Raw genomic sequence first — 20,520 nt, forward strand, 5'->3', positions numbered from 1 at the left:
GCCGTAGGGTGGCCACGCGTCGGGGCGGTCATGGCCCCGATCAGAACAGTGTTGGCTCGTCAAAACCCGGGGCGCGCTCGATCGTCAGCAGCGCGCGTTTGGTGACCGCGCCGCCGGGCGCGGAGAAGCCGCCGGTCTTCCCACCGGCGGCGAGCACCCGGTGGCAGGGGACCAGGATGGGAATCGGGTTGCGCCCCAACGCCTGACCTACGGCCTGGGCAGCGTCGGGGCTGCCGATCCGGGCGGCGACCTCCCCGTAGGTGAGAGTCGCCCCCGGCTCGATCGCCCTGGTCACCGCGTAGACCCGGCTGTCGAAGTCCGGCACCGCGCGCAGATCGAGCTGCACGTCGGTGAGGGGATCGGGTTCACCCGCCAGCAGCGAGACGACGCCGTCGATCGCGCGTCGGGCCGCGGAGCTCGAGTCCGGATCCCCCTCGGTGGCGTCGGGGAAGAGCTGCGCGTTCCGCTCACGGGTCAGCTCGTCCGAGCCCTCGGGCAACTGAAAGCCCACGATCCCCTGCTCTCCCCACACCACCGCGCACCGGCCGACCGGGGTGTCGAAGAGGGCGAATTCGAGTGAGCACACGGGTTCAGTATGAGTCAGGTAGCCGACATCCGCCCGGAGTACCAGTCCAGTTGGAGTCAACTGGACTGGTAGATCCGGGGGTCAGTGGTGGGGCGCGCCCTTGCCCGCCACGACGGCCTCGTGTCGGGACTGCGCGGCCTGCAGGTCGCGGTGGGCGCGCTCCGCATCGCGACCCTCCGGCAGCAGTCCGGCCAGTGGTGCGGCGGGACGGAACTGGTCGAGGTGGAAGATTCGCGTGCCGTTCGACCGGCGCGCCGCGACGTACAGGCCTGCGGAGCCGAGGGCCAGGATGGTGAGGGTCAGTGCTGCGAACATGTCCCCATCCTGCGCCCAACTGGTATTGCAATAAACATCCACTTTGCGAATACTGGACTGCATGGCAATCAGGGTGCTCGGAGCGACCACGTTGGCGCGCGATCTCGGGAAATGGCAGGACGACGAGTCCGGGGGCCGGCGCCGCGTCTCCCGGCCCGCGTACCGCGCGCTGGCGGACAACGTGCGGATGTTGGTGGCCGACGGCCGGATCCCGTTGGGGGTGGCGCTGCCCAGCGAGCGTGACCTCGCGGGCGTGCTCGAACTGAGCCGGACCACCATCACCTCCGCGTACGCGGTGCTCCGCGACGAGGGATACCTGATCAGTAGGCAGGGGTCGCGAAGCACGGTCGCCCTGCCCGAGTCCGGTGCCACGGGTAAACTGCTGCGCGGCACCATGTTCGGCGGATCTGCCGTCGGAGGCGCGAGCACGGACCCGGTCATCGACCTCACGTGCGCCTCGATGTCCGCGCCGGTCGAGCCGATGCGAAGGGCATACGCGGAGGGACTCGACGCGTTGCCCGCCTACCTGGGCGGGCACGGCATCGAACCGGTCGGGCTGCCGGTGTTGCGCCAGGCGATCGCCGAACGGTATTGCAGGCGAGGCCTGCCGACCGCCCCCGAGCAGATCATGGTCACCGCGGGCGCGCAACACGCGTTGGTCCTGGTGCTGGGCCTGCTCGCCGCGCCGGGTGAGCGGGTGCTCATCGACCACCCGACCTATACGAACGCCATCGAGGCGATCAAGAGGATGGGCGCCCGGCCGGTACCGGTCGCGGTCCGGCAGGAGACCAGGGGCTGGGACCTGGACGGAATCCGCAGCACCGCACGGCAGACCGCGGCCAAACTCGCGTACCTGGTGCCGGACTTCCACAACCCGACGGGCTTCTGCCTCGACGACGAGGGCCGCGCCGAACTGGCCGCGATCGCCCGGGACACCCGGATGACGCTCATCATCGACGAGACGATGGCCGACCTCGGGCTCGACGCGCCCACTCCGACGCCGGTCGCTGCCTTCGCGCGCGGCGCGGGACGGGCGGACATCGTCACCATCGGCTCTACCTCCAAGGCCTTCTGGTCCGGGCTGCGGATCGGCTGGATCCGGGCGGAGGCCCCGCTGATCAGTGCGCTCGCCGCGTCGAGGTCCGCCCTCGACTTGGGCACCGCGGTGGTCGAGCAGCTGGCCGCCGTGTCGATGTTCGAGGTCGAGGACGAGGTGCTGCCGGAGCGTCGCGAACAGCTCCGCAGCCAGCGCGCCGCATTGCTCGACGCGGTCGCGACGGATCTGCCGGACTGGCGGTGCACCCCGGGCAGCGGCGGCATGGCGCTGTGGATGCAGCTGCCGGCTCCGATGTCGACCGCGCTCGCCGCCACCTCGCCCTACCACGGCGTACTGCTCGCGGCCGGCCCACGGTTCGGGCTCGAGGGCGCGTTCGAGCGGTACATCCGGCTGCCCTACGCCCGCGGCGAGGAGGAGCTCAGGGCCGCGGTCACCGGCATCGCAGCCGCCTACCGCGCGCTCTCCGGGGGCGTGGAGGTGGAACGTCCGGCCCTGGTGATCTGACGTCGACGGATCTAGCGTTGACGCCAACGGAGGCTCCGGTGCGCCGAGATCACGTTGGACCACAGGATCGCGTCATTCGCCTGCGCGACGGCCGTCTGTTGGGTTTTGCGGACTACGGTGACCCGGCCGGATTCGTCGTCGTGAACGCCCACGGTGGGCTGGCGGGACGGCTCGACGTGGCGGCCGCGTCGGCCGTCGCCCACGACGCAGGGATCCGGTTGGTCTCGCCGGACCGTCCCGGCATCGGGCTCTCCGATCCGCTGCCGGGACGGACGCCGCTGGACTGGGCGCGTGACGTCGAGGAGCTGGCCGATCACCTCGAGGTCGACCGGATGTCGGCGATGGGGTGGTCGATGGGCGGACAGTACGCCGCGGCCCTCGGGTTCGCGTTGGCCCCGCGACTGAACAGGGTGGCGATCGTCGCGGGGGCACTACCGCTGACCGAGGACGGCGTGTTCGACCGGTTGCCCACGATGGATCGCGTGTTCACCCGGCTGTCCCAGCGCGCCGCGCCGGTGGCGCGGGTCGTGTTCCAGGCGATGGGTGTGACGGCACGGTCCGCGCCGACGCTGTTCACCCGGGTCTCGGCCAGGGGACTCGGCAGGGCGGACGCCGAGGTGATCCTGGGCGAGCCCGCCGCGAACTTCGCCGCCATGACGGGTGCGGCGTTGCGCGGCGGCCGGGGGATGGTGGAGGACTACCGAGCCTGGATGCGGCCGTGGGGATTCGGTCCCGAGGACCTCGCAGTGCCGGTCGACGTCTGGTACGGCGACGACGACGAACTCGTCCCGAGCGCATGGCCGAGGGAGCTGGCCCGGCGGATCCCCGGCGCACGGCTGCGCACGCGTCCGGGCGGCCACTTCATGGCGCATCGGTATTACCGGGAGATCTTCGAATCACTCTCGGCGCCCGCGTGATCCGGCTCCGGTGCCGAAAAGGGGCGGGCGGGGTTTCCCGACAGGATGACCCCACCCGCCCTCGTGGCGTGCGAATCGCGACCCGCTACGTCCAGATGTCGGCCGCGTCGACGGCCGCGCTCGGCGGCGGGGTCGGGAGGCCGGTCTCGGTCCGCGAGAACCGCGGCGCCGGGCGGTGCTGGGTGACCTTGTCGAGCTCGACGAGCGAACCGCGGGCCGCGATGTGCGCGTTGTCGGGGGCCTCGGCGAAGGTCAGGACCGGGGTGGTGCAGGCGTCGGTGCCCTCGAAGATCGCGGTCCACTCGTCGCGGGTCTTGGACAGGAAGCGCTCGGTGAACACCTTTCGCAGCTCCGGCCACGCGTTCGCCTCGTTCTGGCCGGGCAGTTCGGTGGGATCGAGCTCCAATCCCTGGAGCAGCACCGCGTAGAACTGCGGCTCGATCGCGCCGACGGCCATGTACTTGCCGTCCGCGGTCTCGTAGGTGTCGTAGTAGGGCGCACCGGTGTCGAGCATGTTCACGCCGCGCTCATCCGACCACACCCCCTGTCCGCGGAAGCTCCAGATCATGTGCGAGAGGGCCAGCGTGCCGTCGACCATCGCGGCGTCCACGACCTGGCCCTTGCCGGAGTTCTGCCGTTCGACGAGGGCGGCGAGGATGCCGAACACCAGGAACATGGAGCCGCCGCCGAAGTCGCCGACCATGTTCAGCGGCGGCACCGGGCGCTCGCCCTTGCGGCCGATGGCGTGCAACACGCCGGTCAGGGAGATGTAGTTGATGTCGTGGCCTGCGGACTGCGCGAGCGGTCCCTCCTGGCCCCAGCCGGTCATCCGGCCGTAGACCAGGCGCGGATTGCGCTCGAGGACCACGTCGGGGCCGAGCCCCATCCGCTCGGTGACACCGGGCCGGAAGCCCTCGATCAGGACGTCGGCGCGCTCGAGCAGGCCGAGGACCTTCTCGATGTCGGCCGGGTCCTTGAGGTTGGCCTCGACGATCCGGCGGCCGCGCTGGGTCTGGTCGTGACGCTTGTCGGGGCCGGGGATCATCCCGGCGCGTTGTACCCGGACGACATCGGCGCCGAGGTCGGCGAGCAGCAGCGCGGCGTGCGGTCCCGGCCCGATGCCTGCCAGTTCGACCACGCGGACGCCCGCGAGCGGGCCTTTCCTTACGTCTTCTGCGGACACGGATTCTCCTCGTTCTGAGCACGATATTGCGTGAATTAACAGACGTTAACCCGTGGCCAATGGGGTGTGTGCCGCGGGTCACGGATCGGCTCGAGAGGGGCCCGTAGGGGCGGGGGTCTTGCCTGTTCGCGACCGGCCGAGCAGAGTGAGGCCATGGCCTTCCCCGGTCGACTCGTGGCGTTCGCGCCCAGCACGGACCTCGACGTCTCGGCGATGTTCTACGTGGACACGCTGGGGCTCACCCTCACCGAACGGACCCCGTTTGCGCTGGTGGTCGACGGTGGGAACGGGGTCGAACTCCGGATCACCCTGGTGCAGTCGAAGGCGGACACCGGGTACACGGTGCTCGGCTGGCAGATGGACGACCTGGACGCGGCGGTCGAGGAACTGCGGTCCAAGGGGGTGGAGTTCAGCCGGTACCCGGGCCTGGATAAGGACGAGCACGACGCCTGGACGGGCCCCGACGGCACCAGGATCGCGTGGTTCCGGGACCCGCACGCGAACGTGCTGTCGCTGCACCAGGTCCCGGCGTAGCGGTCAGCCGAGCAGCTGCCCGCGGGCGAACCCGGCCAGCAGTACCGCGAAACCGCCCATCTCGCCGGCGATCAGCGCGATCATCGCCAGGCGCAGACCCAGGTCCGGATGCTCGAACTGGTTGGTGGTGTCCCGCTTGGCGCCGTGCACGACATAGCTCGCGATCGCGCCGACGAAGAAGAAGACCGTCACGGCCGCGGCCACCAGGTTCACCCAGGTCGGCCAGGCGCTGAGCTCGACGAACACCGCGATCAGCAGGGTCGCAAAGGAATACAGCAGTGCCGCCCGGTGCGCGATGTCCACGTACGGGTGCGCGAGGTGGTTCTCCGACAGCGCCATCTGCCGGTACTTCCACACGCCGAGACCGAGTGCGAGCAGGAAGATCAGCCCGGCGGCGAGCAGGGTCAGCGTGGTGTCGATCCCCAGTTCCATCCGGCCATTGTGGCGTGCGCGCCTGCACCGGTCCGCGGTCTGGCACAGTGTCGCCCGTGAGCGTCGGTGTTGAGGTCCTGATCGGGTTGGCGATCGTGGTGGGACTGGTGGGGGTCGTGCTGCCGATCCTGCCCGGTGCGCTGCTGATCCTGGGGGCCATTGCGGTCTGGGCGATCCTCGAAGGCACCGGGACCGGGTGGTCGGTGTTCGCCGCGGCGGCCGTGCTGCTGGTCGTGTCGGGTGTCGTCAAGTACACCTGGCCGGGACGCCGGATGCGCGACGCGGGCGTGCCCAAGCGGTCGCTGGTCGCGGGCGCGCTGCTGGGGATCGTCGGGTTCTTCGTGATCCCGGTCGTCGGCCTGCTGATCGGCTTCCTGCTCGGCACCTACCTGGCGGAGGTACAGCGCCACCGCACACACTCGGATGCATGGCGTTCGACCGTGCACGCGACGAAGGCCGTTGGGCTGTCGATCCTGGTGGAACTGCTCGGCGCGCTGCTGGCGTCCGGGATCTGGTTGGCCGCAGCGATCTTCGCGTAGGGGAACCGGGAAGGTTTCAACCCGCGTTCACCCTCCGAGCACTGAAAGCGGCCGGGACGTCGGGTACAACTATCTGGACGCTGGGTCTCGTGGCGTCGACAATCCCGCAACCGCTAAGGAGCACCGATGTCCTCGTCTGATCTGTCCGACCTGTTCGGCGCGCTGTCCACCGTCTTCGGCATCCTCGACGGCTCGTCCGCCCCGACGGGTGGATCGTCGAAGTAGTCATGCTCCACCCCGCCTCTCCGTGGGGCGAACGGGCCTCTGCCGCCACCTAGGAGTGGCGGCAGAGGCCCGATCCGTTTGTCGCCCGGTCAGGTGAGCCGGTACCAGGCGCGGGCGTTGCCGCCGAGGACCGCCTCGAGGTCGTCGCCCACCGCGTCCGCGACGATGTCGAGGTCCGCGGCCTCGAAGGCCCGCCTGGCCCTGGTCCCGGGCAGGTCCGTGCCGAACATCAACGACTCGGGGTTCACGGCGTGGATGCGGCGCAGCGCGTCGCCCACGTCGTCGATGGTGGCCCGGCCGAAGCCGGTGGCCTTCACCTTGACGCCGCGGTCGACCAGGTTGAGCAGGTAGGGCAGGCCCCTGGTGGACATGCCGAGATGGTCGATGCTCACGGCGGGCAGCTTCTTGAACACCGGCTCCAGGGACAGCAGCAGCGCCGCGTCCACGTAGAACTCCGCGTGCCAGCCCACCAGGTCCCAGGCCCGCTGAGCCTGCGTGGCCAGCAGTTTGAGGTCGGTGGCGCTGCGGCGCAGATTGAAGCGCAGTGCCCGGACGCCTGCCTTGTCCAGCGCGACGATGTCCTCGTCGGTGGCGTCCTCGGCGAGCTGGGTCACGCCCACCCAACCGGGGCCGAGCTCCTGCAGCGCGGCGACCAGGTAGGCCTGGTCGGTGCCCTGATACGACGCGGTCACCACCGCGCCGCCGTCCACGCCGAAGCCGTCGACCCGCTTGCGATAGTCGGCGATGGTGAACGGTTCCGGCAGGTAGCCGTCGTTCTCCACCAGCGGGAACCGGGGATCGATGATGTGTACGTGGGCGTCAAACACTGTAAGAGCATGCCTTGTCGGTGACAAAAGTGTGGCGTCCGGCCCGCTCAGCGGGCCGAACGCCACCTCGATCTGAAGAAGCCTACTGCTGCGACGCGCGCAACATGTCCTCGCGCTCGACGACCTTGATGCGCTCGCGGCCCTCGGGCTCGCCGAGGGAACGCTCGTGGGCGTCGAGGCGGTACCAGCCGTCCCAGGTGGTGAACGGGACCTGCTTGCCCTCGAGGAACGTCACGACCGCGTCCTCCTCGGGCTGCGCTGCGCCCTCGAAGCCGGGGGCGTCCTCGAGCAGGCAGGCGATGGTCTCGTTGGCGTCGCCCTTGGTGTGGCCGATCAGGCCGACCGGGCCGCGCTTGATCCAGCCGGTGACGTAGGTGCCCGCGATGTGGTTGCCGTCCTCGCCGATGACCCGGCCCGCCTCGTTGGGGACAGTCCCGGCCTGGTCGTCGAACGGCAGCTTCGCGATGTTCTGCGACAGGTAGCCGACGGCGCGGTAGACGGCCTTGACGTCCCAGTCGTTGAACTTGCCGGTGCCGCGGACGTTGCCGGTGCCGTCCAGCTCGGTGCGCTCGGTGCGCAGGCCGACGACCTTGCCGTCCTCGCCGAGCACCTCGGTGGGCGACTCGAAGAAGTGCAGGAACAGCTTGTGCGGGCGGTTGCCCTGGTCGCGGATGGCCCAGTCCTGCAGGGTGTTGGCGACCATGTCGACCTGCTTCGAGCCGCGGCGCGCGGCCTCGGAGCCCTCGTCGTAGTCGATGTCCTCGGGGTCGACGATGACCTCGATGGTGGGCGAGTGGTCGAGCTCGCGCAGCTCCAGCGGCGTGAACTTGGCCTGCGCCGGGCCGCGGCGGCCGAAGACGTGGACCTCGACGGCCTTGTTGTTCTTCAGGCCCTCGTAGACGTTCGCCGGGATCTCGGTCGGCAGCAGCTCGTCGCCGGTCTTGGCGAGCACGCGCGCGATGTCGAGGGCGACGTTGCCGACGCCGAGCACGGCGACCTTCTCGGCCTCCAGCGGCCAGGCGCGGGGGACATCGGGGTGGCCGTCGTACCAGGAGACGAAGTCGGCGGCGCCGTAGCTGCCGTCGAGCTCGATGCCCGGGATGTTGAGCGCCCGGTCGGCGTTGGCGCCGGTGGAGAAGATGACCGCGTCATAGAAGGTGCGCAGGTCGTCGAGGGTGATGTCGGTGCCGTAGTCGATGTTGCCGAGCAGGCGGACCTGCGGCTTGTCGAGCACCTTGTGCAGGGCGGTGATGATGCCCTTGATTCGCGGGTGGTCGGGGGCGACGCCGTAGCGGATCAGGCCGAACGGTGCGGGCATCCGCTCGAACAGGTCGATCGACACGCCGCGTCCGGAGGCAGTATCGGACTTCATGAGGGCGTCGGCGGCGTAGATACCGGCAGGGCCGGCACCAACGATGGCCACGCGCAGCGGGCGGGTGTGGGCGGGAGTCGACGCCGTACGGGTCTCTGTCATCGGGAGCGAACTACCTTTTCGATGTGCGGACAGTCGGTCATTTTCGAGCGACCTGCAAGCAGTCGCTAGCGGTCATTTTCGAGCGACCTGCTAGCAGTCGCTAGCGGTTTCGAGCAGTGGTCAGGCCGTTCTCGGGCCCGCCGGTCGGCTTCCAGCTTAGGCTAAGCACACCCCGACCGGTCGTTCGAGGCGGGAGCCCCGAACCGCAACTGTCAATCCTGCGCTCTCCGGCGCCCCACCGCTAGGCAGCCCCCGGTTGGGGGGTCACAACTGTTGCTTGTGTCCCCCCTCACTACGGGCTGGCCGCCCTGTGCGCAACCCTGTGGATCAGGCTGAGCGGAATCATTGCCAGGTGCCGGTCGGCGAGGGCGCGCGGCCAAGGTGCCGCCGCAGCGTGAACGGATTCTCGGGCTGTGAAAAACTGATGCCATGAGCTACGCAGGCGACATCACCCCGCAGCAGGCATGGGACCTGCTGCGCGAGCATCCCGAGGCGGTTCTCGTCGATGTTCGCACCGACGCGGAATGGCGGTTCGTGGGTGTTCCCGACACCACCGAACTGGGCAGGCAGCCGGTGCTCATCGAGTGGGTGAGCGTCACCGGGTCCAGGAACGACAACTTCGTGGACCAGCTCAAGGAGGCCGGGATCTCCGGCGGACCTGCGGTCTTCCTGTGCCGATCCGGCCAGCGCTCCATCGGTGCGGCCGAGGCCGCGACCGCGGCCGGGATCGAGCCGGCCTACAACGTCCTCGACGGCTTCGAGGGCGGCATCGACGCGGACGGCCACCGCGGGGCGGCCGGCTGGCGCGCCCTCGGACTCCCGTGGCGGCAGTCGTGAGTGGCATCCCGCAGGGCGGGGCCTTCCACCGCGAGCTCCCGCCGGATGTCGGGCTCGGCACGCTCGGCGTGCGCGGCGGCATCATGCGCACCGGGTTCGAGGAGACTTCCGAGGCGTTGTTCCTCAACTCCGGCTTCGTCTACGAGTCGGCGGGAGCGGCCGAGCAGGCGTTCACCGGGGAGGTCGACCACTTCGTCTACTCCCGGTACGGCAACCCGACCGTGAAGATGTTCGAGGAGCGACTGCGCCTGATCGAGGGCGCGGAGGCCTGCTTCGCGACCTCGAGCGGCATGTCCGCGGTGTTCACGGCGCTCGGCGCGCTGCTCGGCGCGGGCGACCGGCTGGTAGCGGCGCGCAGCCTGTTCGGCTCCTGCTTCGTGGTGTGCAACGAGATCCTGCCGCGCTGGGGCGTGGAGACGGTCTTCGTCGACGGTGAGGACCTCGAGCAGTGGGAAGAGGCGCTGTCGGTGCCGACCACCGCGGTGTTCTTCGAGACCCCGTCGAACCCGATGCAGTCGCTCGTCGACGTCCCGCGGGTCTCGGAGCTCGCGCATGCGGCCGGCGCAAAGGTGGTGCTGGACAACGTCTTCGCCACCCCGCTGCTGCAGCGCAGCCTCGACCTGGGCGCGGACATCGTGGTGTACTCCGGAACCAAGCACATCGACGGCCAGGGCCGGGTGCTTGGCGGCGCGATCCTCGGGCCCAAGGACTACATCGAGGGTCCGGTGCAGAACCTGATGCGGCACACCGGTCCCGCACTGAGCCCGTTCAACGCGTGGACGCTGCTCAAGGGGCTCGAGACGATGCCGGTGCGGGTGCGGCACTCGGTCGACTCGGCGCTCCAGATCGCCCGGTTCCTCGAGGGCCACAAGTCGGTGCGCTGGGTGAAGTACCCGTACCTGGAGTCGCATCCGCAGCACGATCTGGCCAAGCGGCAGATGAGCGGCGGCGGCACGGTCGTCACCTTCGAGCTCGACGCGCCGGACGGGGAGGCCAAGAAGCGGGCCTTCGAGGTGCTCGACGCGCTGCGGGTGATCGACATCTCGAACAACCTCGGTGACGCCAAGTCGCTGATCACCCACCCGGCCACCACCACGCACCGTGCGATGGGCCCGGAAGGCCGTGCGGCCGTTGGCCTCACCGACGGCGTGGTCCGGCTGTCCGTCGGGCTCGAGGACACGGTCGACCTGCTGTCGGACCTGGAACGGGCTCTGGGCTGAGCGGCGCCCCGCTAGTCGTTGGGGAACACCGCCACTGCCCCGGCTGAGGACTCGATCCGGACCAGGTGCGGGCTGGCGGGGTCCTCGGCAACGGCGGTGGTCACGGCGGTTGCGTCGCGGACGGTCGTCTCCAGGTGGTAGGCGACACCACCGGGTAACCCGATCTCGATGTCGCCGATGGTGTTTCGCACATCGACGGAATCAGGTGGGGTATCCACGTCGATTCGAATGCTGCCGTAGGCGGTGCGGGCCGACAGTTCGGGTGCCGCAATCGCCCCGATCTCGACTGCCCCCTCGGCGGTCTGCGCTCGGACGGGACCGTGGTGTCGCCGTATTGTGACGTCACCGGTGGTGGTGGTTGCCGTCACGGTACCGTGCAGGTCCGTCATCGTGATCGATCCGGCGACGCCCTCCGCCGTCACGTCGGCCCGTGACGGGACCGCTACGGTGACGCCGAGCGAGCATCTCCAGAACTGGCCCTCGGGGCACACGATGTCCACCGCGGCACCGGATTCGCCGACCGTGACCACCGGCGGACCACCACGATAGGTGCCCGAGGCCGACACGTGCAGGCGGTCATCGGGGCTGGGTGAGATGGTGAGGTCGACCCCACCGGCCGGTGCTCGGACCGTCAGTGTGCCGGAGGCATCGCCGGACGCGGTGTGGGAGAACTCATGCTGGCTTGGCACCCCGAACAAGTATGCAAGCGTTGCGGACGCCGCGCCGCCCGCCCCGACCGCGACGGCGGTCGCGCAGGCGAACGCGGCGATCCGGCGGGAGGGCGCGAGCCTGTTCATGTCGCTCCTAGGTAGCGCAGGACGGCCAGGACGCGCCGATGGTCGGCGGCGTCGTGGTGGAGGCCGAGCTTGCCGAAGATATTGCCGATGTGCTTTTCGACAGCGGCGTGCCCGATCACGAGCGTGGCGGCGATTCCGGCGTTCGACTGCCCCTGCGCCATCGCGGTGAGCACCTCGCGTTCGCGCGGGGTCAGTGTGTCGAGCGTGTCGTTACGCGGCGTGCGTGCCAGGAGTTGTTGAACCACATCGGGGTCGATGACGGTGCCTCCCGCCGCCACCCTCTCCACGGCGTCAATGAAGTCCGCGACGTCGGCAACCCGATCCTTCAGCAGATAGCCGACACCGTCGATGCGGTCACGGAGGAGTTCGGACGCATAGCGTTCCTCGACGTACTGCGAGAGCACCAGGACCCCGACCCGCGGCCACCGCTCGCGGATCACTAACGCCGCTCGCAGCCCCTCGTCGAGGAAAGTCGGCGGCATCCGCACGTCCACGACGCACACCTCCGGTGGCGCCTCGGCGTCGCCGACGGCGCGCAGCAGGGCCTCGGCGTCGCCGACGCTCGCGGTGATCGTCGCGCCGCTGTCGGCGAGGAGACGGCCGATGCCCTCGCGTAGCAACACCGAATCATCGGCCAGCATCACCCGCACGGGACCTCCACGAGGAGTCGGGTCGGCCCACCGGCCGGACTCTCCACCCGCAGGGTGCCGTCCACCCCGCTGAGCCGGTCGGCCAGGCCCGCGAGTCCGCCGCTGGGCAGGATCCGTGCGCCGCCGTCGCCGTCGTCGTCGACGGTGACCCGGATCGCGGACCCGACACGTTTGACGGCGACGGTCGCGCGGGTGGCGTTGGCGTGTTTGCTCACGTTGGTCAGGGCCTCCGAGACGAGAAAGTAGATGTTGGACTCGAGTGCGGCCGACGGTCTTCCCACTCCGGCCAGCTCCGCGGCGACGTCGATGTCAACGGGAACCGCACACAGCGTCGCCACCGAGGACAGCGCAGCATCGAGTCCCCTGTCGGTGAGGATCGGCGGATGCAGTCCACGAGTCAGCGCCCGGATCTCGCCGATGGCGTTCTTCGTTTCCCGGTGGGCGTCGTCGAGCAGCGTGCGAAGCGTCTCGTCCTCGGAAGCTGCCAAGCGGGATCGCGCCTGCCCCAGGGAGATCGACACCGATACCAATCGCTGCTGTGCGCCGTCGTGCAGGTCGCGCTCGATGCGCCGTCGGTCCGCCTCGGCGGCATCGATCACCCTGGCGCGGGATTCGGTCAGCTGCGCCATGCGTTCCTGGGTGATCGAGGCGCCCAGCAGCATTCGGGTGCACCACCAATCGGCCCGTGCAAGGGAGGACACGAGCAGCGGGGTGAGCAGCATCAGCCATACCGCGCCGACAGCGCCGACAGCGCCGACGGCCAACAACGACGGCAGTCCAACAAAGTGCTCTCGCAGCTCGGAATCCCGAGGGTCGGTGAGCAGCCACGCGACGGGAGCCAGTGTCAGGGTGAGGGGTGCGGTGAACAGGGCGGCGACCACGATCGGAAGCAGGACTCCCAGTGGGATTCGCAGGAACCAGTAGGCGAGCGAACGCCACAGTGCCGGGTCGCGGGCTGCGGCGACGAACCGGGCCCGCCGGGTGGGACCGCCGGGACGGTCGGGCTCGGCGATTCGACCGCCGCCGAGGAATCGGACCGCGGCCCGTTGGGCCGCGTCGGCGCCCCGGACCGCCGGAATGGTGCAGGCGAACACGAGGACCCCGAGCAAGGCCATCGGCAGGGTGAGTGCGGCGGCGGCGAGGAGGGTGATCAACAGCAGGCCGACGATTCCGGAGAGCGCGGCGGACAGCACTGAGAGCACGGACAGCCACCAGTCGACGCTGAGCCAGGCGCGCAGCGGGTTGCGGCGGATAGGCAACGAACCGGGTGCGGTCACAGCGCTGCCTCTCGTGGTCGGTTCGATGCTTCGATCCCACCATAGGGCCGCGCACGACCGGGGTCTGGCGGGCGGGCCCACGAGCCCTGGTAGGGAAATCCATACCAGGAGTTCGTGGGCGTCCCAGGCAGATTCGGGGGCGGCGCTCGGACAGGCTGGTTCCATGGACATTCCCGACCTGCCGTCGATGGTGACCGGTCTCGGCCGCATGCTCGACGTGGACAACCTGACGTTGGCGCCCGCGCCGCTGCTGTTCTTGGTCGTGGGGGTGTTGTTGGTAGTCGAGTCGGGGTACCTGATCGGACTTGTGTTGCCGGGAAACAGCATCCCGCTGACCCTCGGAATGCTGGTGGCGAGTGGCGCTCTCCACACGGTCCATGCGGTGGTCGTGGTGGCGGTGTCGTCGTGCGCGGGCGCCCAGCTGGCTTTTGCTCGGGCGCGTCGGCACGGGACATGCGTCCTCCCCGAAGTACTCGGCCGCCCGCTGCCTGACCGGGTCGCGGCCTGGCAGCGGTGGCTGCACGAGCAGTCGGGTTCGAGACCGCGTTCGATCGCCGTTTGCGGTCACATGATCGGCGGGGTGCGGACGCTGGCGCCTCGCGTCCTGGCCGGAACGCGTCTTCGCCGACGCGATTTCACTATGGTGAGCGTTGCCGCAGCCACCCTGTGGGCGATGGCCCTTGTCTCGGTGGGCTCGATCGTCGGCGACAACGAGGTACTGCGGACCGCCTACGGTTTTGCGTGGATTCCAGTGGTGCTCGTCGCGGTGGGGAGCCGGCTTCGCGATAGGTCACGGCTCTGAGCAGCGGCGTCAGAAGGGGTTTGCCGTCCGCCCGACGAGGTCGGCCACCGACTCGATGACCCGTGTCGGCCGGTAGGGGAACATCTCGACCGATGCGCGGGTGGAGATGCCGGTGAGCACGAGGATGGTCTGCAGGCCGGCCTCGAGGCCGGAGACGACGTCGGTGTCCATCCGGTCGCCGATCATCAGGGTGTGTTCGGAGTGCGCGCCGATCGCCCGCAGCGCCGAGCGCATCATCAACGGGTTCGGCTTGCCGACGTAGTACGGCTCCCGCCCGGTGGCCCTGGTGATCAGCGCCGCGACCGACCCGGTCGCGGGCAGCGAACCCTCGCGCGACGGCCCGGTCGCGTCCGGGTTGGTGGCGAGGAACCGAGCGCCGCGCTCGATCAATCGGATCGCGGTGGTGATCGCCTCGAACGAGTAGGTGCGGGTCTCGCCCAGCACCACGTAGTCCGGATCCCGATCGGTGAGCACGTACCCGATGTCGTGCAGCGCGGTCGTGAGCCCGGACTCGCCGACCACATATGCGCTGCCATTCGGGCGCTGGGTGCGCAGGAAGGTCGCCGTGGCCAGCGCCGAGGTCCAGATCGCCTCCTCGGGGATGTCGAGGCCGGTCTGCACGAGGCGGGCGCGCAGGTCGCGGGGAGTGCGGATCGAGTTGTTGGTCAGCACCACGAACGGGGTGCCTGCCGTCTGGAGCTCGGCCAGGAACTCGTCGGCCCCCGGGATCAGGTGGTCCTCGTGGACGAGGACGCCGTCCATGTCCATGAGGTAGGTCCAGCCGGTGGTCTGCTCGTCGGTGGTCACGGGTCAATTGTGACCTGTGCGCGCCCCTCCCGTGTTTGTCGCCGAGTCCGGACGGTCGTCAGAATCGGCGGACCTGGTTGATCGGGGGCAGTTCGGACAACGGGGTCAGCCCGATCGGCACGCCTGCTCCGTAGGCATTGAAGACCTGCCCGAAGCCCGCGTAGATGCCGACGTGGTCGTTCGCGGTGCGGAACGTGATGATGTCGCCGGGCGCCATCGCCCATGCGGGGACGGAGTTGCCGGCCCACGCCTGCTGCTGGCTGACCCGCGGCAGCTGCACCCCGGCCTGCCGGAACGCCCACTGGGTCAGGCCAGAGCAGTCCCAGGCGTTGGGGCCGGTGCCGCCCCAGAGGTAGGGCTTCCCGGTCTGGGTGGTGGCCGCTGCCAGCGCGATGAGACCCGCGGGGCTCGGGACGGGCAGGGCGAACTCGGAGCTGCCAGCGCTCCCCGAACTGCCCGCGCTCCCGGAGCTGCCAGGCTGGGCCAGGGCCGGTGCGACGGGCAATGTCACGAGGCAGGCCGCCACTGCCGTCCCGGCGAGTGCTCTGCGTAGGTACTTCCCGGATCTGCCGTTCGTTGTCGATGGGGTCACGGAAATGTCCTCCTCGGTGGGGCACCTGGGAATAGATCTCTGACACCTTGGATCACAGAACAGTCGCGGAGTGTTACAGGTCACTGCACAGTGTGGCCCACAGCGCAACAGTCCGGGGGCGAACCGGCGCGGATTCGACGCCTGCGCGCCTGCCGGTGCGAAGATCACCCGGTGGCGGAAATCGAGCGGCCCGATGAGCGGTTCACCCTGGCGAGCGAGCGGACGTTCCTGGCGTGGATGCGGACCTCGCTCGGGTTCCTTGCCGGTGGCATCGCCATGGTCCACCTGGTGCCCGACTTCAGCACAGGGTGGGTGCGCACCCTGCTCGGGCTCGTGCTGATCCTGCTGTCCGTCGCGGCCTCGCTGGTCGGGATGCGACGCTGGCTGCAGGTCCGGCACGCGCTCGAGCGCGGAGCGCCGATGCCCGAGGCCAGGGAGTTGTGGCTGTTCGCGGTCGCCGTGTCGCTGGTCGCGGGGTTCACCGTGGTGGTGACCGTGATCGGCGCGCTCTGAGCGGGCGGCGTCGAGGCGAACCCGACCCCCCGTGGCGGGCCGAGAATGTCCCGTGCATAGTGAGTCTCGGTTGTGACGGGTAGCACTCGCTAGGAGGAACGGTGGCTCTCAAGCTCGGGTACAAGGCTTCTGCGGAGCAGTTCGGGCCGCGCGAGCTGGTGGAACTCGCCGTGCTGGCCGAGGCGCACGGGATGGACTCGGCCACGGTGTCGGATCATTTCCAGCCGTGGCGGCACAACGGTGGGCACGCGCCGTTCTCCCTCGCCTGGATGACCGCGGTCGGCGAGCGCACCACGACGCTGCAGCTGGGCACCTCGGTGATGACCCCGACGTTCCGCTACAACCCGGCCGTCGTGGCCCAGGCGTTCGCGACGATGGGCTGCCTGTACCCGGGACGCATCATGCTCGGCGTCGGCACCGGTGAGGCTCTCAACGAGATCGCCACGGGCTACCAGGGCGAGTGGCCGGAGTTCAAGGAGCGGTTCGCGCGGCTGCGCGAGTCGGTGCAGTTGATGCGCCAGCTGTGGACCGGCGAGCGCACCGACTTCGAGGGCGAGTACTACCGCACCACCGGCGCCTCGATCTACGACGTCCCCGAGGGCGGCATCCCCGTGTACATCGCGGCAGGCGGCCCGGTGGTCGCCCGGTACGCGGGCCGCGCGGGTGACGGCTTCATCTGCACCTCGGGCAAGGGCATGGACCTCTACACCGAGAAGCTGATGCCCGCGGTGTCCGAAGGACTCGAGAAAGCGGGGCGAAGGTCGTCCGATATCGACCGGATGATCGAGATCAAGATCTCCTACGACACCGACCCCGAACTGGCCCTGGAGAACACCCGGTTCTGGGCGCCGCTGTCGCTGACGCCCGAGCAGAAGCACTCCATCGAGGACCCGATCGAGATGGAGGCGGCCGCGGACGCCCTGCCGATCGAGCAGGTCGCCAAGCGGTGGATCGTCGCCTCCGACCCCGACGAGGCGGTCGAGCAGGTCAAGCAGTACACCGACGCGGGCCTGAACCACCTGGTCTTCCACGCCCCCGGCCACGACCAGCGCCGGTTCCTGGAGCTGTTCGAGCGCGACCTGGCACCGCGGCTGCGCAAGCTCGGATAGCGCGGGCCGGGCCGGTAGGCAGGCGCACTAGGCTTGCCGGTCATGGATGCCAGCGACGACGTCATGGAAGCAGCACGCCGGATCGGGGCGGTGTTCGGCGGGCTGCCGCAGGTGCTGCGATTCCGGGCTGCGGTCGATGCGGACACCGACGGCGAGACCCCGGACGAGGTGTCGATCGCGGTCGGGGACGGTTGCCCGGGTCCGGGTTACGCCTCGTACGCGACGCTGGACATGTCCCGCTTCCCGACGAATGTCACCACCGATGACGGCCGGCCGATCCGCACCGAGCTGGTCACGGTCGGGCGCGCCGACTACCGCGCGCTGGCCGACGTGCTCGCGCAGTGCGCCTTCGCGGTGGCATCCGGCTCGTTCCACCTGACGCCGAACTGCATCATCCCGAACGCGATCCGCGAGGTGGACCCGGCGCGGTCGATGAAGCACCTGCTCCTGGTGGTGCCGTTCATCTGGCCGGACCTGGAGATCCTGGTCGACACCGAGGAGAGCGTCGACACCTGGCTGCAGGCGGTGCCGATCAGCGACAGCGAGCTCGAGTTCTCGGCCGCCAACGGGACCGATCAGCTCTTCCGGCGGCTCGAGGCGGCAGGCGCGGACGTGTCGGACATCGATCGCGCGCCGGTGTTCTGACGCGCGGGCAGGCTCAGCCGGGCGTGCGCGACCAGCGCCGCGGCCGCCGAACTGGCCGGGCCGTCCGAGCGCCAGGCGAGCGCGATGCGGCCGCGCAATCCTGGCCGGGTGATGGTGACGGCCCGCAGCGCGCCCGCGTGCGCGTCCGCGACCGTCGTCGGCAGGACGGCCACCCCGAGCCCGCGCGCCGCCAGCCGTGCCAGGACATTCGGGTCGCTCGCCTCGAATGCCACGCGGGGTGTGAATCCGGCTCGGGCGCAGGCGTTGTCGAGGGCGGTGCGGAGGCCGGTACCGCGGGGCAGGGCGATCAGTTCACGGTCGCACAGCGCCTCGAGTGTGACGCTGTCGCGGGCGGCCAGTGGGTCGCTCGGCGGGGCCGCGGCGACGAACGGCTCGTCCACGAGGACGTGAACGGACACCCCCGGTGGCGGCGGTCCGGCCAGCCCGACGAGCGCGACGTCGAGCCTGCCCTCGCGCAGCGCGCCGAGTAGCCGCTCGGAGGTGTCCTCCGAGAGCGAGATACCCACGCCGGGGTGCTCGGCGTGGAAGCCGGCCAGCATGTCCGCCACGGTGACCGTCGGGCCCGCGGTGACCATCCCGACCGAGACGTGCCCACGAATCAGTCCGGCCAGCTCGTCGACGGCGGCCCGCGCCCCAGCCACCGAGGCCAGGGCGGCCCTGGCGTGGGGGAGCACCGCCTCGCCCGCGGCGGTCGGCCGGACGGTGCGGCCCGATCGGTCCAGCAGTTCCTGTCCCAGCTCGCGTTCGAGCCGGCGGATCTGCGCGCTGACGCCCGGCTGGGCGACGTGCACCCGCTCGGCCGCCCGGGTGAAATTCGCCTCCTCGACCACCGCGACGAAGTACTCCAGTTGGCGAAGTTCCATAACCAGAGATTCTAGCTACGAGACAAACCAGTTCTTGGACTTATCGACGCGGTCCTCGCAGGATGGAGTGGTCAGGAACATCAGCTCCGCGCGGAGCGAGAACGAGGGAGACCGCGATGACCAGCCTACGCGAAAAGGCAACCACCCCAGAGGATCTGGCCAGGATGTTCGTCGAGCGAGCCAATGCCGGCGACGCCGCCGGGATCGCCGAGCTGTACGAGCCCGACGCCGTGCTGGCCTTCCCGCCGGGCAGCGAGACCGTGGGACGGGAGGCGATCCGTGCCGTCATCGAGCAGCTCCTGGCGAACCGGCCGCACTTCGAGGTCGAGGAGCCGATGCCGACGGTGCGCAGCGGGGACCTGGCGATGACCTCCACCCGGCCCGCGGACGACACCGGCGGTCGGGTGCAGGTGGTGCGTCGTCAGCCGGATGGGAGCTGGTTGCGGGTCATGGACCGCCCGGAGGCCCGCGGCTGAGTCGCTCACAGACGACGTTCAGGCAGCGGATCGACCGGAATCACGATCGGTGGCCGCAGCTCGCGCCGCACCGAGTACTCCGCCTCCCCGTGCAGCAGCTTCTCGCCGCCGGGAACGGACAGATCCACGGACACCGCACCGGCCTCGCAGTCGACGGAATCGATGGCCCCGAGCCGCACCGCGACCGCCGTCTCACACATGCCGAAGGCGATCCGCAGGTCGAACCCGATCCGGGCGACCTCGGTGCCGTCGATGAGCAGCGCGACCTCCGGCCGGTGTTCGGAGATGACGCGGTAGGGATCGACCAGCATCACCACCTCCTCGCGACCGGGCGAGGCCGCGGTGACGCGCGCAGCCTCGGCGAGGGCCCGGTACTTCTTCAGCCCGGCCAGCAGCAGGGGACAGGGGTCCTGATCGAGGAAGCGCAACGCGGTGGACAGGATGCGGCTGTCGATCAGCCGCAGCGCCGAGCGCGGCACCGCCCGGGTGGTGGACACCCGGTCCGGGGTCATCCCGGTCGGCGGCAGGTGGGGCTTCATGCGCGAGGTCAGGGCGTCGTCGGACTGCTGCCCGAACACGGTGGCGCGCAGGGTCGATCTGGTCACGATCTCAGTTCTGGTCACGGCCGTTCTCCTCGATGAACTGGTGGCCGGCGTCCTCCCGGGGTTCGAGGCGCACGGCATGACCGTGCATCTGCCCCGGCGGCGGTTCGACCGCGACGACGGGGGGCGCCGGCTTCGGCTGGGTGTCCACGTGCTCGGTCGGCCACCGCCGGACTCGCCGGGCCCGCACCACGACCCCGGCGCCCGCGGCCGCGGCGACGGAGGTCAACCCGGCCGTGGCGATCACGGCGACCGGCGGGGAGCCCGCCGAGCCGGGGGTGACGTACTCGTCGGTGGTCGAGATCGGCCGACCGGTGGTGGTAGGCGACCCCCGATCGGGCGTGAGCGTCAGGCGCGGATCCGGTTGCGTCGTGTTCGCGGTTCCTCCAGCCGGCGCACCCGTCGGGCCGGGTGTGAGCGTCGAGGCACCGCGCTGCGGGCCGGCGCCCCCGGTGCCGCCGGTGCTCGAAGGGGCTTCCGTGGTGACCGGGGGGTCCGTCGTTTCGGTGTCCGTCCATGGGGGCGGGCTCGGGATCGTCGACACAGGGGGCGTCCATGTGGGAATGCTGGGGCCAGGCCCAGGGGTCCACTGGGGAATGGTCGGCGGCGGCAGCGGGGGCCATTCCTGTCCGCCCCGCCTTGGATCCGGCAAATCGGGGATGGTGGGCACCGGCAGCGCGGTCGCCTGCGCAGGAGTCGCCTCGAACCCGGGCGCT

General features: G+C 70.0%; 25 protein-coding genes. 11 read left to right on the top strand and 14 right to left on the bottom strand.

The window, feature by feature from the left end; all coding sequences use genetic code 11:
* Positions 1-40: 40 nt before the first annotated feature.
* Positions 41-586: a methylated-DNA--[protein]-cysteine S-methyltransferase gene (locus tag JOE46_RS22015; protein ID WP_209928492.1), complete on the bottom strand. Its 546-nt coding sequence runs from the start codon at positions 584-586 to the stop codon at positions 41-43.
* Positions 587-667: 81 nt separating this feature from the next.
* Positions 668-901 carry a hypothetical protein gene (locus JOE46_RS22020; RefSeq protein WP_097210085.1) on the bottom strand — a complete coding sequence of 78 codons (234 nt, stop codon included), beginning with the start codon at positions 899-901 and terminating at the stop codon, positions 668-670.
* A gap of 61 nt (positions 902-962) precedes the next feature.
* On the opposite strand from JOE46_RS22020, the gene JOE46_RS22025 reads away from it, so the two are divergent.
* Positions 963-2,462, top strand: coding sequence for a PLP-dependent aminotransferase family protein (locus JOE46_RS22025; protein ID WP_097210086.1), 1,500 nt, complete (start codon positions 963-965; stop codon positions 2,460-2,462).
* Positions 2,463-2,500: 38 nt separating this feature from the next.
* Positions 2,501-3,379, top strand: a complete 879-nt coding sequence (locus tag JOE46_RS22030; protein WP_209928494.1) for an alpha/beta fold hydrolase — start codon at positions 2,501-2,503, stop codon at positions 3,377-3,379.
* Positions 3,380-3,464: 85 nt separating this feature from the next.
* Here JOE46_RS22030 and JOE46_RS22035 read toward each other — a convergent pair whose 3' ends face one another.
* Positions 3,465-4,562: a CaiB/BaiF CoA-transferase family protein gene (locus JOE46_RS22035; RefSeq protein ID WP_097210088.1), complete on the bottom strand. Its 1,098-nt coding sequence runs from the start codon at positions 4,560-4,562 to the stop codon at positions 3,465-3,467.
* A gap of 153 nt (positions 4,563-4,715) precedes the next feature.
* Between JOE46_RS22035 and JOE46_RS22040 the strand changes: the two genes are divergently transcribed.
* Positions 4,716-5,096, top strand: a complete 381-nt coding sequence (locus JOE46_RS22040; RefSeq protein WP_209928496.1) for a VOC family protein — start codon at positions 4,716-4,718, stop codon at positions 5,094-5,096.
* Positions 5,097-5,099: 3 nt separating this feature from the next.
* Here JOE46_RS22040 and JOE46_RS22045 read toward each other — a convergent pair whose 3' ends face one another.
* Positions 5,100-5,528, bottom strand: coding sequence for a hypothetical protein (locus tag JOE46_RS22045; protein WP_209928498.1), 429 nt, complete (start codon positions 5,526-5,528; stop codon positions 5,100-5,102).
* A 56-nt stretch (positions 5,529-5,584) separates the two neighbouring features.
* Here JOE46_RS22045 and JOE46_RS22050 point away from each other — a divergent pair, with 56 nt between their 5' ends.
* Complete coding sequence (locus JOE46_RS22050) at positions 5,585-6,067, top strand: DUF456 domain-containing protein (protein WP_209928500.1); 483 nt, start codon at positions 5,585-5,587, stop codon at positions 6,065-6,067.
* Between the two features lie 314 nt (positions 6,068-6,381).
* On the opposite strand, the gene JOE46_RS22055 is transcribed toward JOE46_RS22050, so the two are convergent.
* Positions 6,382-7,119 (bottom strand): amidohydrolase, encoded by a 738-nt coding sequence (locus tag JOE46_RS22055; RefSeq protein WP_097210092.1) that lies wholly within the window; start codon positions 7,117-7,119, stop codon positions 6,382-6,384.
* A gap of 82 nt (positions 7,120-7,201) precedes the next feature.
* Positions 7,202-8,593, bottom strand: coding sequence for an FAD-dependent oxidoreductase (locus JOE46_RS22060; protein ID WP_209928501.1), 1,392 nt, complete (start codon positions 8,591-8,593; stop codon positions 7,202-7,204).
* A gap of 429 nt (positions 8,594-9,022) precedes the next feature.
* On the opposite strand from JOE46_RS22060, the gene JOE46_RS22065 reads away from it, so the two are divergent.
* Both JOE46_RS22065 and JOE46_RS22070 read left to right on the top strand, forming a co-directional pair.
* Positions 9,023-9,430, top strand: a complete 408-nt coding sequence (locus JOE46_RS22065; protein WP_097210094.1) for a rhodanese-like domain-containing protein — start codon at positions 9,023-9,025, stop codon at positions 9,428-9,430.
* Positions 9,427-10,650: an O-succinylhomoserine sulfhydrylase gene (locus JOE46_RS22070; protein WP_209928502.1), complete on the top strand. Its 1,224-nt coding sequence runs from the start codon at positions 9,427-9,429 to the stop codon at positions 10,648-10,650. The genes JOE46_RS22065 and JOE46_RS22070 overlap by 4 nt, the downstream gene beginning before the upstream one ends.
* An 11-nt stretch (positions 10,651-10,661) precedes the next feature.
* Here JOE46_RS22070 and JOE46_RS22075 read toward each other — a convergent pair whose 3' ends face one another.
* The 3 genes from JOE46_RS22075 to JOE46_RS22085 are packed head-to-tail and all read right to left on the bottom strand — an operon-like array spanning position 10,662 to position 13,374.
* Positions 10,662-11,447: a DUF4097 family beta strand repeat-containing protein gene (locus JOE46_RS22075; protein WP_209928503.1), complete on the bottom strand. Its 786-nt coding sequence runs from the start codon at positions 11,445-11,447 to the stop codon at positions 10,662-10,664.
* On the bottom strand, positions 11,444-12,097 hold the full coding sequence (locus JOE46_RS22080) for a response regulator transcription factor (protein WP_136908361.1): 654 nt from the start codon (positions 12,095-12,097) through the stop codon (positions 11,444-11,446). Before JOE46_RS22080 ends, JOE46_RS22075 begins: the two co-directional genes overlap by 4 nt.
* Positions 12,088-13,374 carry a sensor domain-containing protein gene (locus JOE46_RS22085; protein ID WP_209928505.1) on the bottom strand — a complete coding sequence of 429 codons (1,287 nt, stop codon included), beginning with the start codon at positions 13,372-13,374 and terminating at the stop codon, positions 12,088-12,090. Before JOE46_RS22085 ends, JOE46_RS22080 begins: the two co-directional genes overlap by 10 nt.
* A gap of 163 nt (positions 13,375-13,537) precedes the next feature.
* Between JOE46_RS22085 and JOE46_RS22090 the strand changes: the two genes are divergently transcribed.
* Positions 13,538-14,176 carry a DedA family protein gene (locus JOE46_RS22090; RefSeq protein ID WP_209928506.1) on the top strand — a complete coding sequence of 213 codons (639 nt, stop codon included), beginning with the start codon at positions 13,538-13,540 and terminating at the stop codon, positions 14,174-14,176.
* 9 nt (positions 14,177-14,185) lie between these two features.
* On the opposite strand, the gene JOE46_RS22095 is transcribed toward JOE46_RS22090, so the two are convergent.
* Together JOE46_RS22095 and JOE46_RS22100 are read right to left on the bottom strand one after the other, a co-directional pair.
* Entirely contained in the window at positions 14,186-14,944 is a 759-nt protein-coding gene (locus JOE46_RS22095; protein ID WP_209929228.1) for an HAD-IIA family hydrolase, read from the bottom strand.
* A gap of 97 nt (positions 14,945-15,041) precedes the next feature.
* Complete coding sequence (locus JOE46_RS22100) at positions 15,042-15,494, bottom strand: C40 family peptidase (protein WP_257017016.1); 453 nt, start codon at positions 15,492-15,494, stop codon at positions 15,042-15,044.
* A 252-nt stretch (positions 15,495-15,746) separates the two neighbouring features.
* Here JOE46_RS22100 and JOE46_RS22105 point away from each other — a divergent pair, with 252 nt between their 5' ends.
* The 3 genes from JOE46_RS22105 to JOE46_RS22115 all read left to right on the top strand — a co-directional run bounded on the left by JOE46_RS22105 (position 15,747) and on the right by JOE46_RS22115 (position 17,842).
* The gene (locus JOE46_RS22105) at positions 15,747-16,088 is read left to right on the top strand and encodes a YidH family protein (RefSeq protein WP_077040504.1); all 342 of its coding nucleotides are present in this window, start codon (positions 15,747-15,749) and stop codon (positions 16,086-16,088) included.
* A gap of 101 nt (positions 16,089-16,189) precedes the next feature.
* Positions 16,190-17,197 carry a glucose-6-phosphate dehydrogenase (coenzyme-F420) gene (gene fgd, locus JOE46_RS22110; RefSeq protein WP_097210116.1) on the top strand — a complete coding sequence of 336 codons (1,008 nt, stop codon included), beginning with the start codon at positions 16,190-16,192 and terminating at the stop codon, positions 17,195-17,197.
* A 42-nt stretch (positions 17,198-17,239) separates the two neighbouring features.
* Entirely contained in the window at positions 17,240-17,842 is a 603-nt protein-coding gene (locus tag JOE46_RS22115; RefSeq protein WP_097210117.1) for a suppressor of fused domain protein, read from the top strand.
* Here the strand turns inward: JOE46_RS22115 and JOE46_RS22120 are convergent.
* On the bottom strand, positions 17,773-18,726 hold the full coding sequence (locus JOE46_RS22120; protein WP_097210118.1) for a LysR family transcriptional regulator: 954 nt from the start codon (positions 18,724-18,726) through the stop codon (positions 17,773-17,775). The two genes, JOE46_RS22115 and JOE46_RS22120, sit on opposite strands and share 70 nt — an antisense overlap.
* Positions 18,727-18,842: 116 nt before the next feature.
* Here JOE46_RS22120 and JOE46_RS22125 point away from each other — a divergent pair, with 116 nt between their 5' ends.
* The gene (locus JOE46_RS22125; RefSeq protein WP_097210119.1) at positions 18,843-19,202 is read left to right on the top strand and encodes a nuclear transport factor 2 family protein; all 360 of its coding nucleotides are present in this window, start codon (positions 18,843-18,845) and stop codon (positions 19,200-19,202) included.
* A 5-nt stretch (positions 19,203-19,207) separates the two neighbouring features.
* Here the strand turns inward: JOE46_RS22125 and JOE46_RS22130 are convergent, their stop codons facing one another.
* Both JOE46_RS22130 and JOE46_RS22135 read right to left on the bottom strand, forming a co-directional pair.
* Positions 19,208-19,825: a hypothetical protein gene (locus tag JOE46_RS22130; protein WP_143548373.1), complete on the bottom strand. Its 618-nt coding sequence runs from the start codon at positions 19,823-19,825 to the stop codon at positions 19,208-19,210.
* Entirely contained in the window at positions 19,812-20,348 is a 537-nt protein-coding gene (locus JOE46_RS22135) for a hypothetical protein (protein ID WP_097210121.1), read from the bottom strand. Before JOE46_RS22135 ends, JOE46_RS22130 begins: the two co-directional genes overlap by 14 nt.
* Positions 20,349-20,520 lie beyond the last annotated feature (172 nt).

It is taken from the genome of Rhodococcus sp. PvR099 (assembly GCF_017833315.1).
GTDB lineage: Bacteria > Actinomycetota > Actinomycetes > Mycobacteriales > Mycobacteriaceae > Rhodococcus_G > Rhodococcus_G oryzae.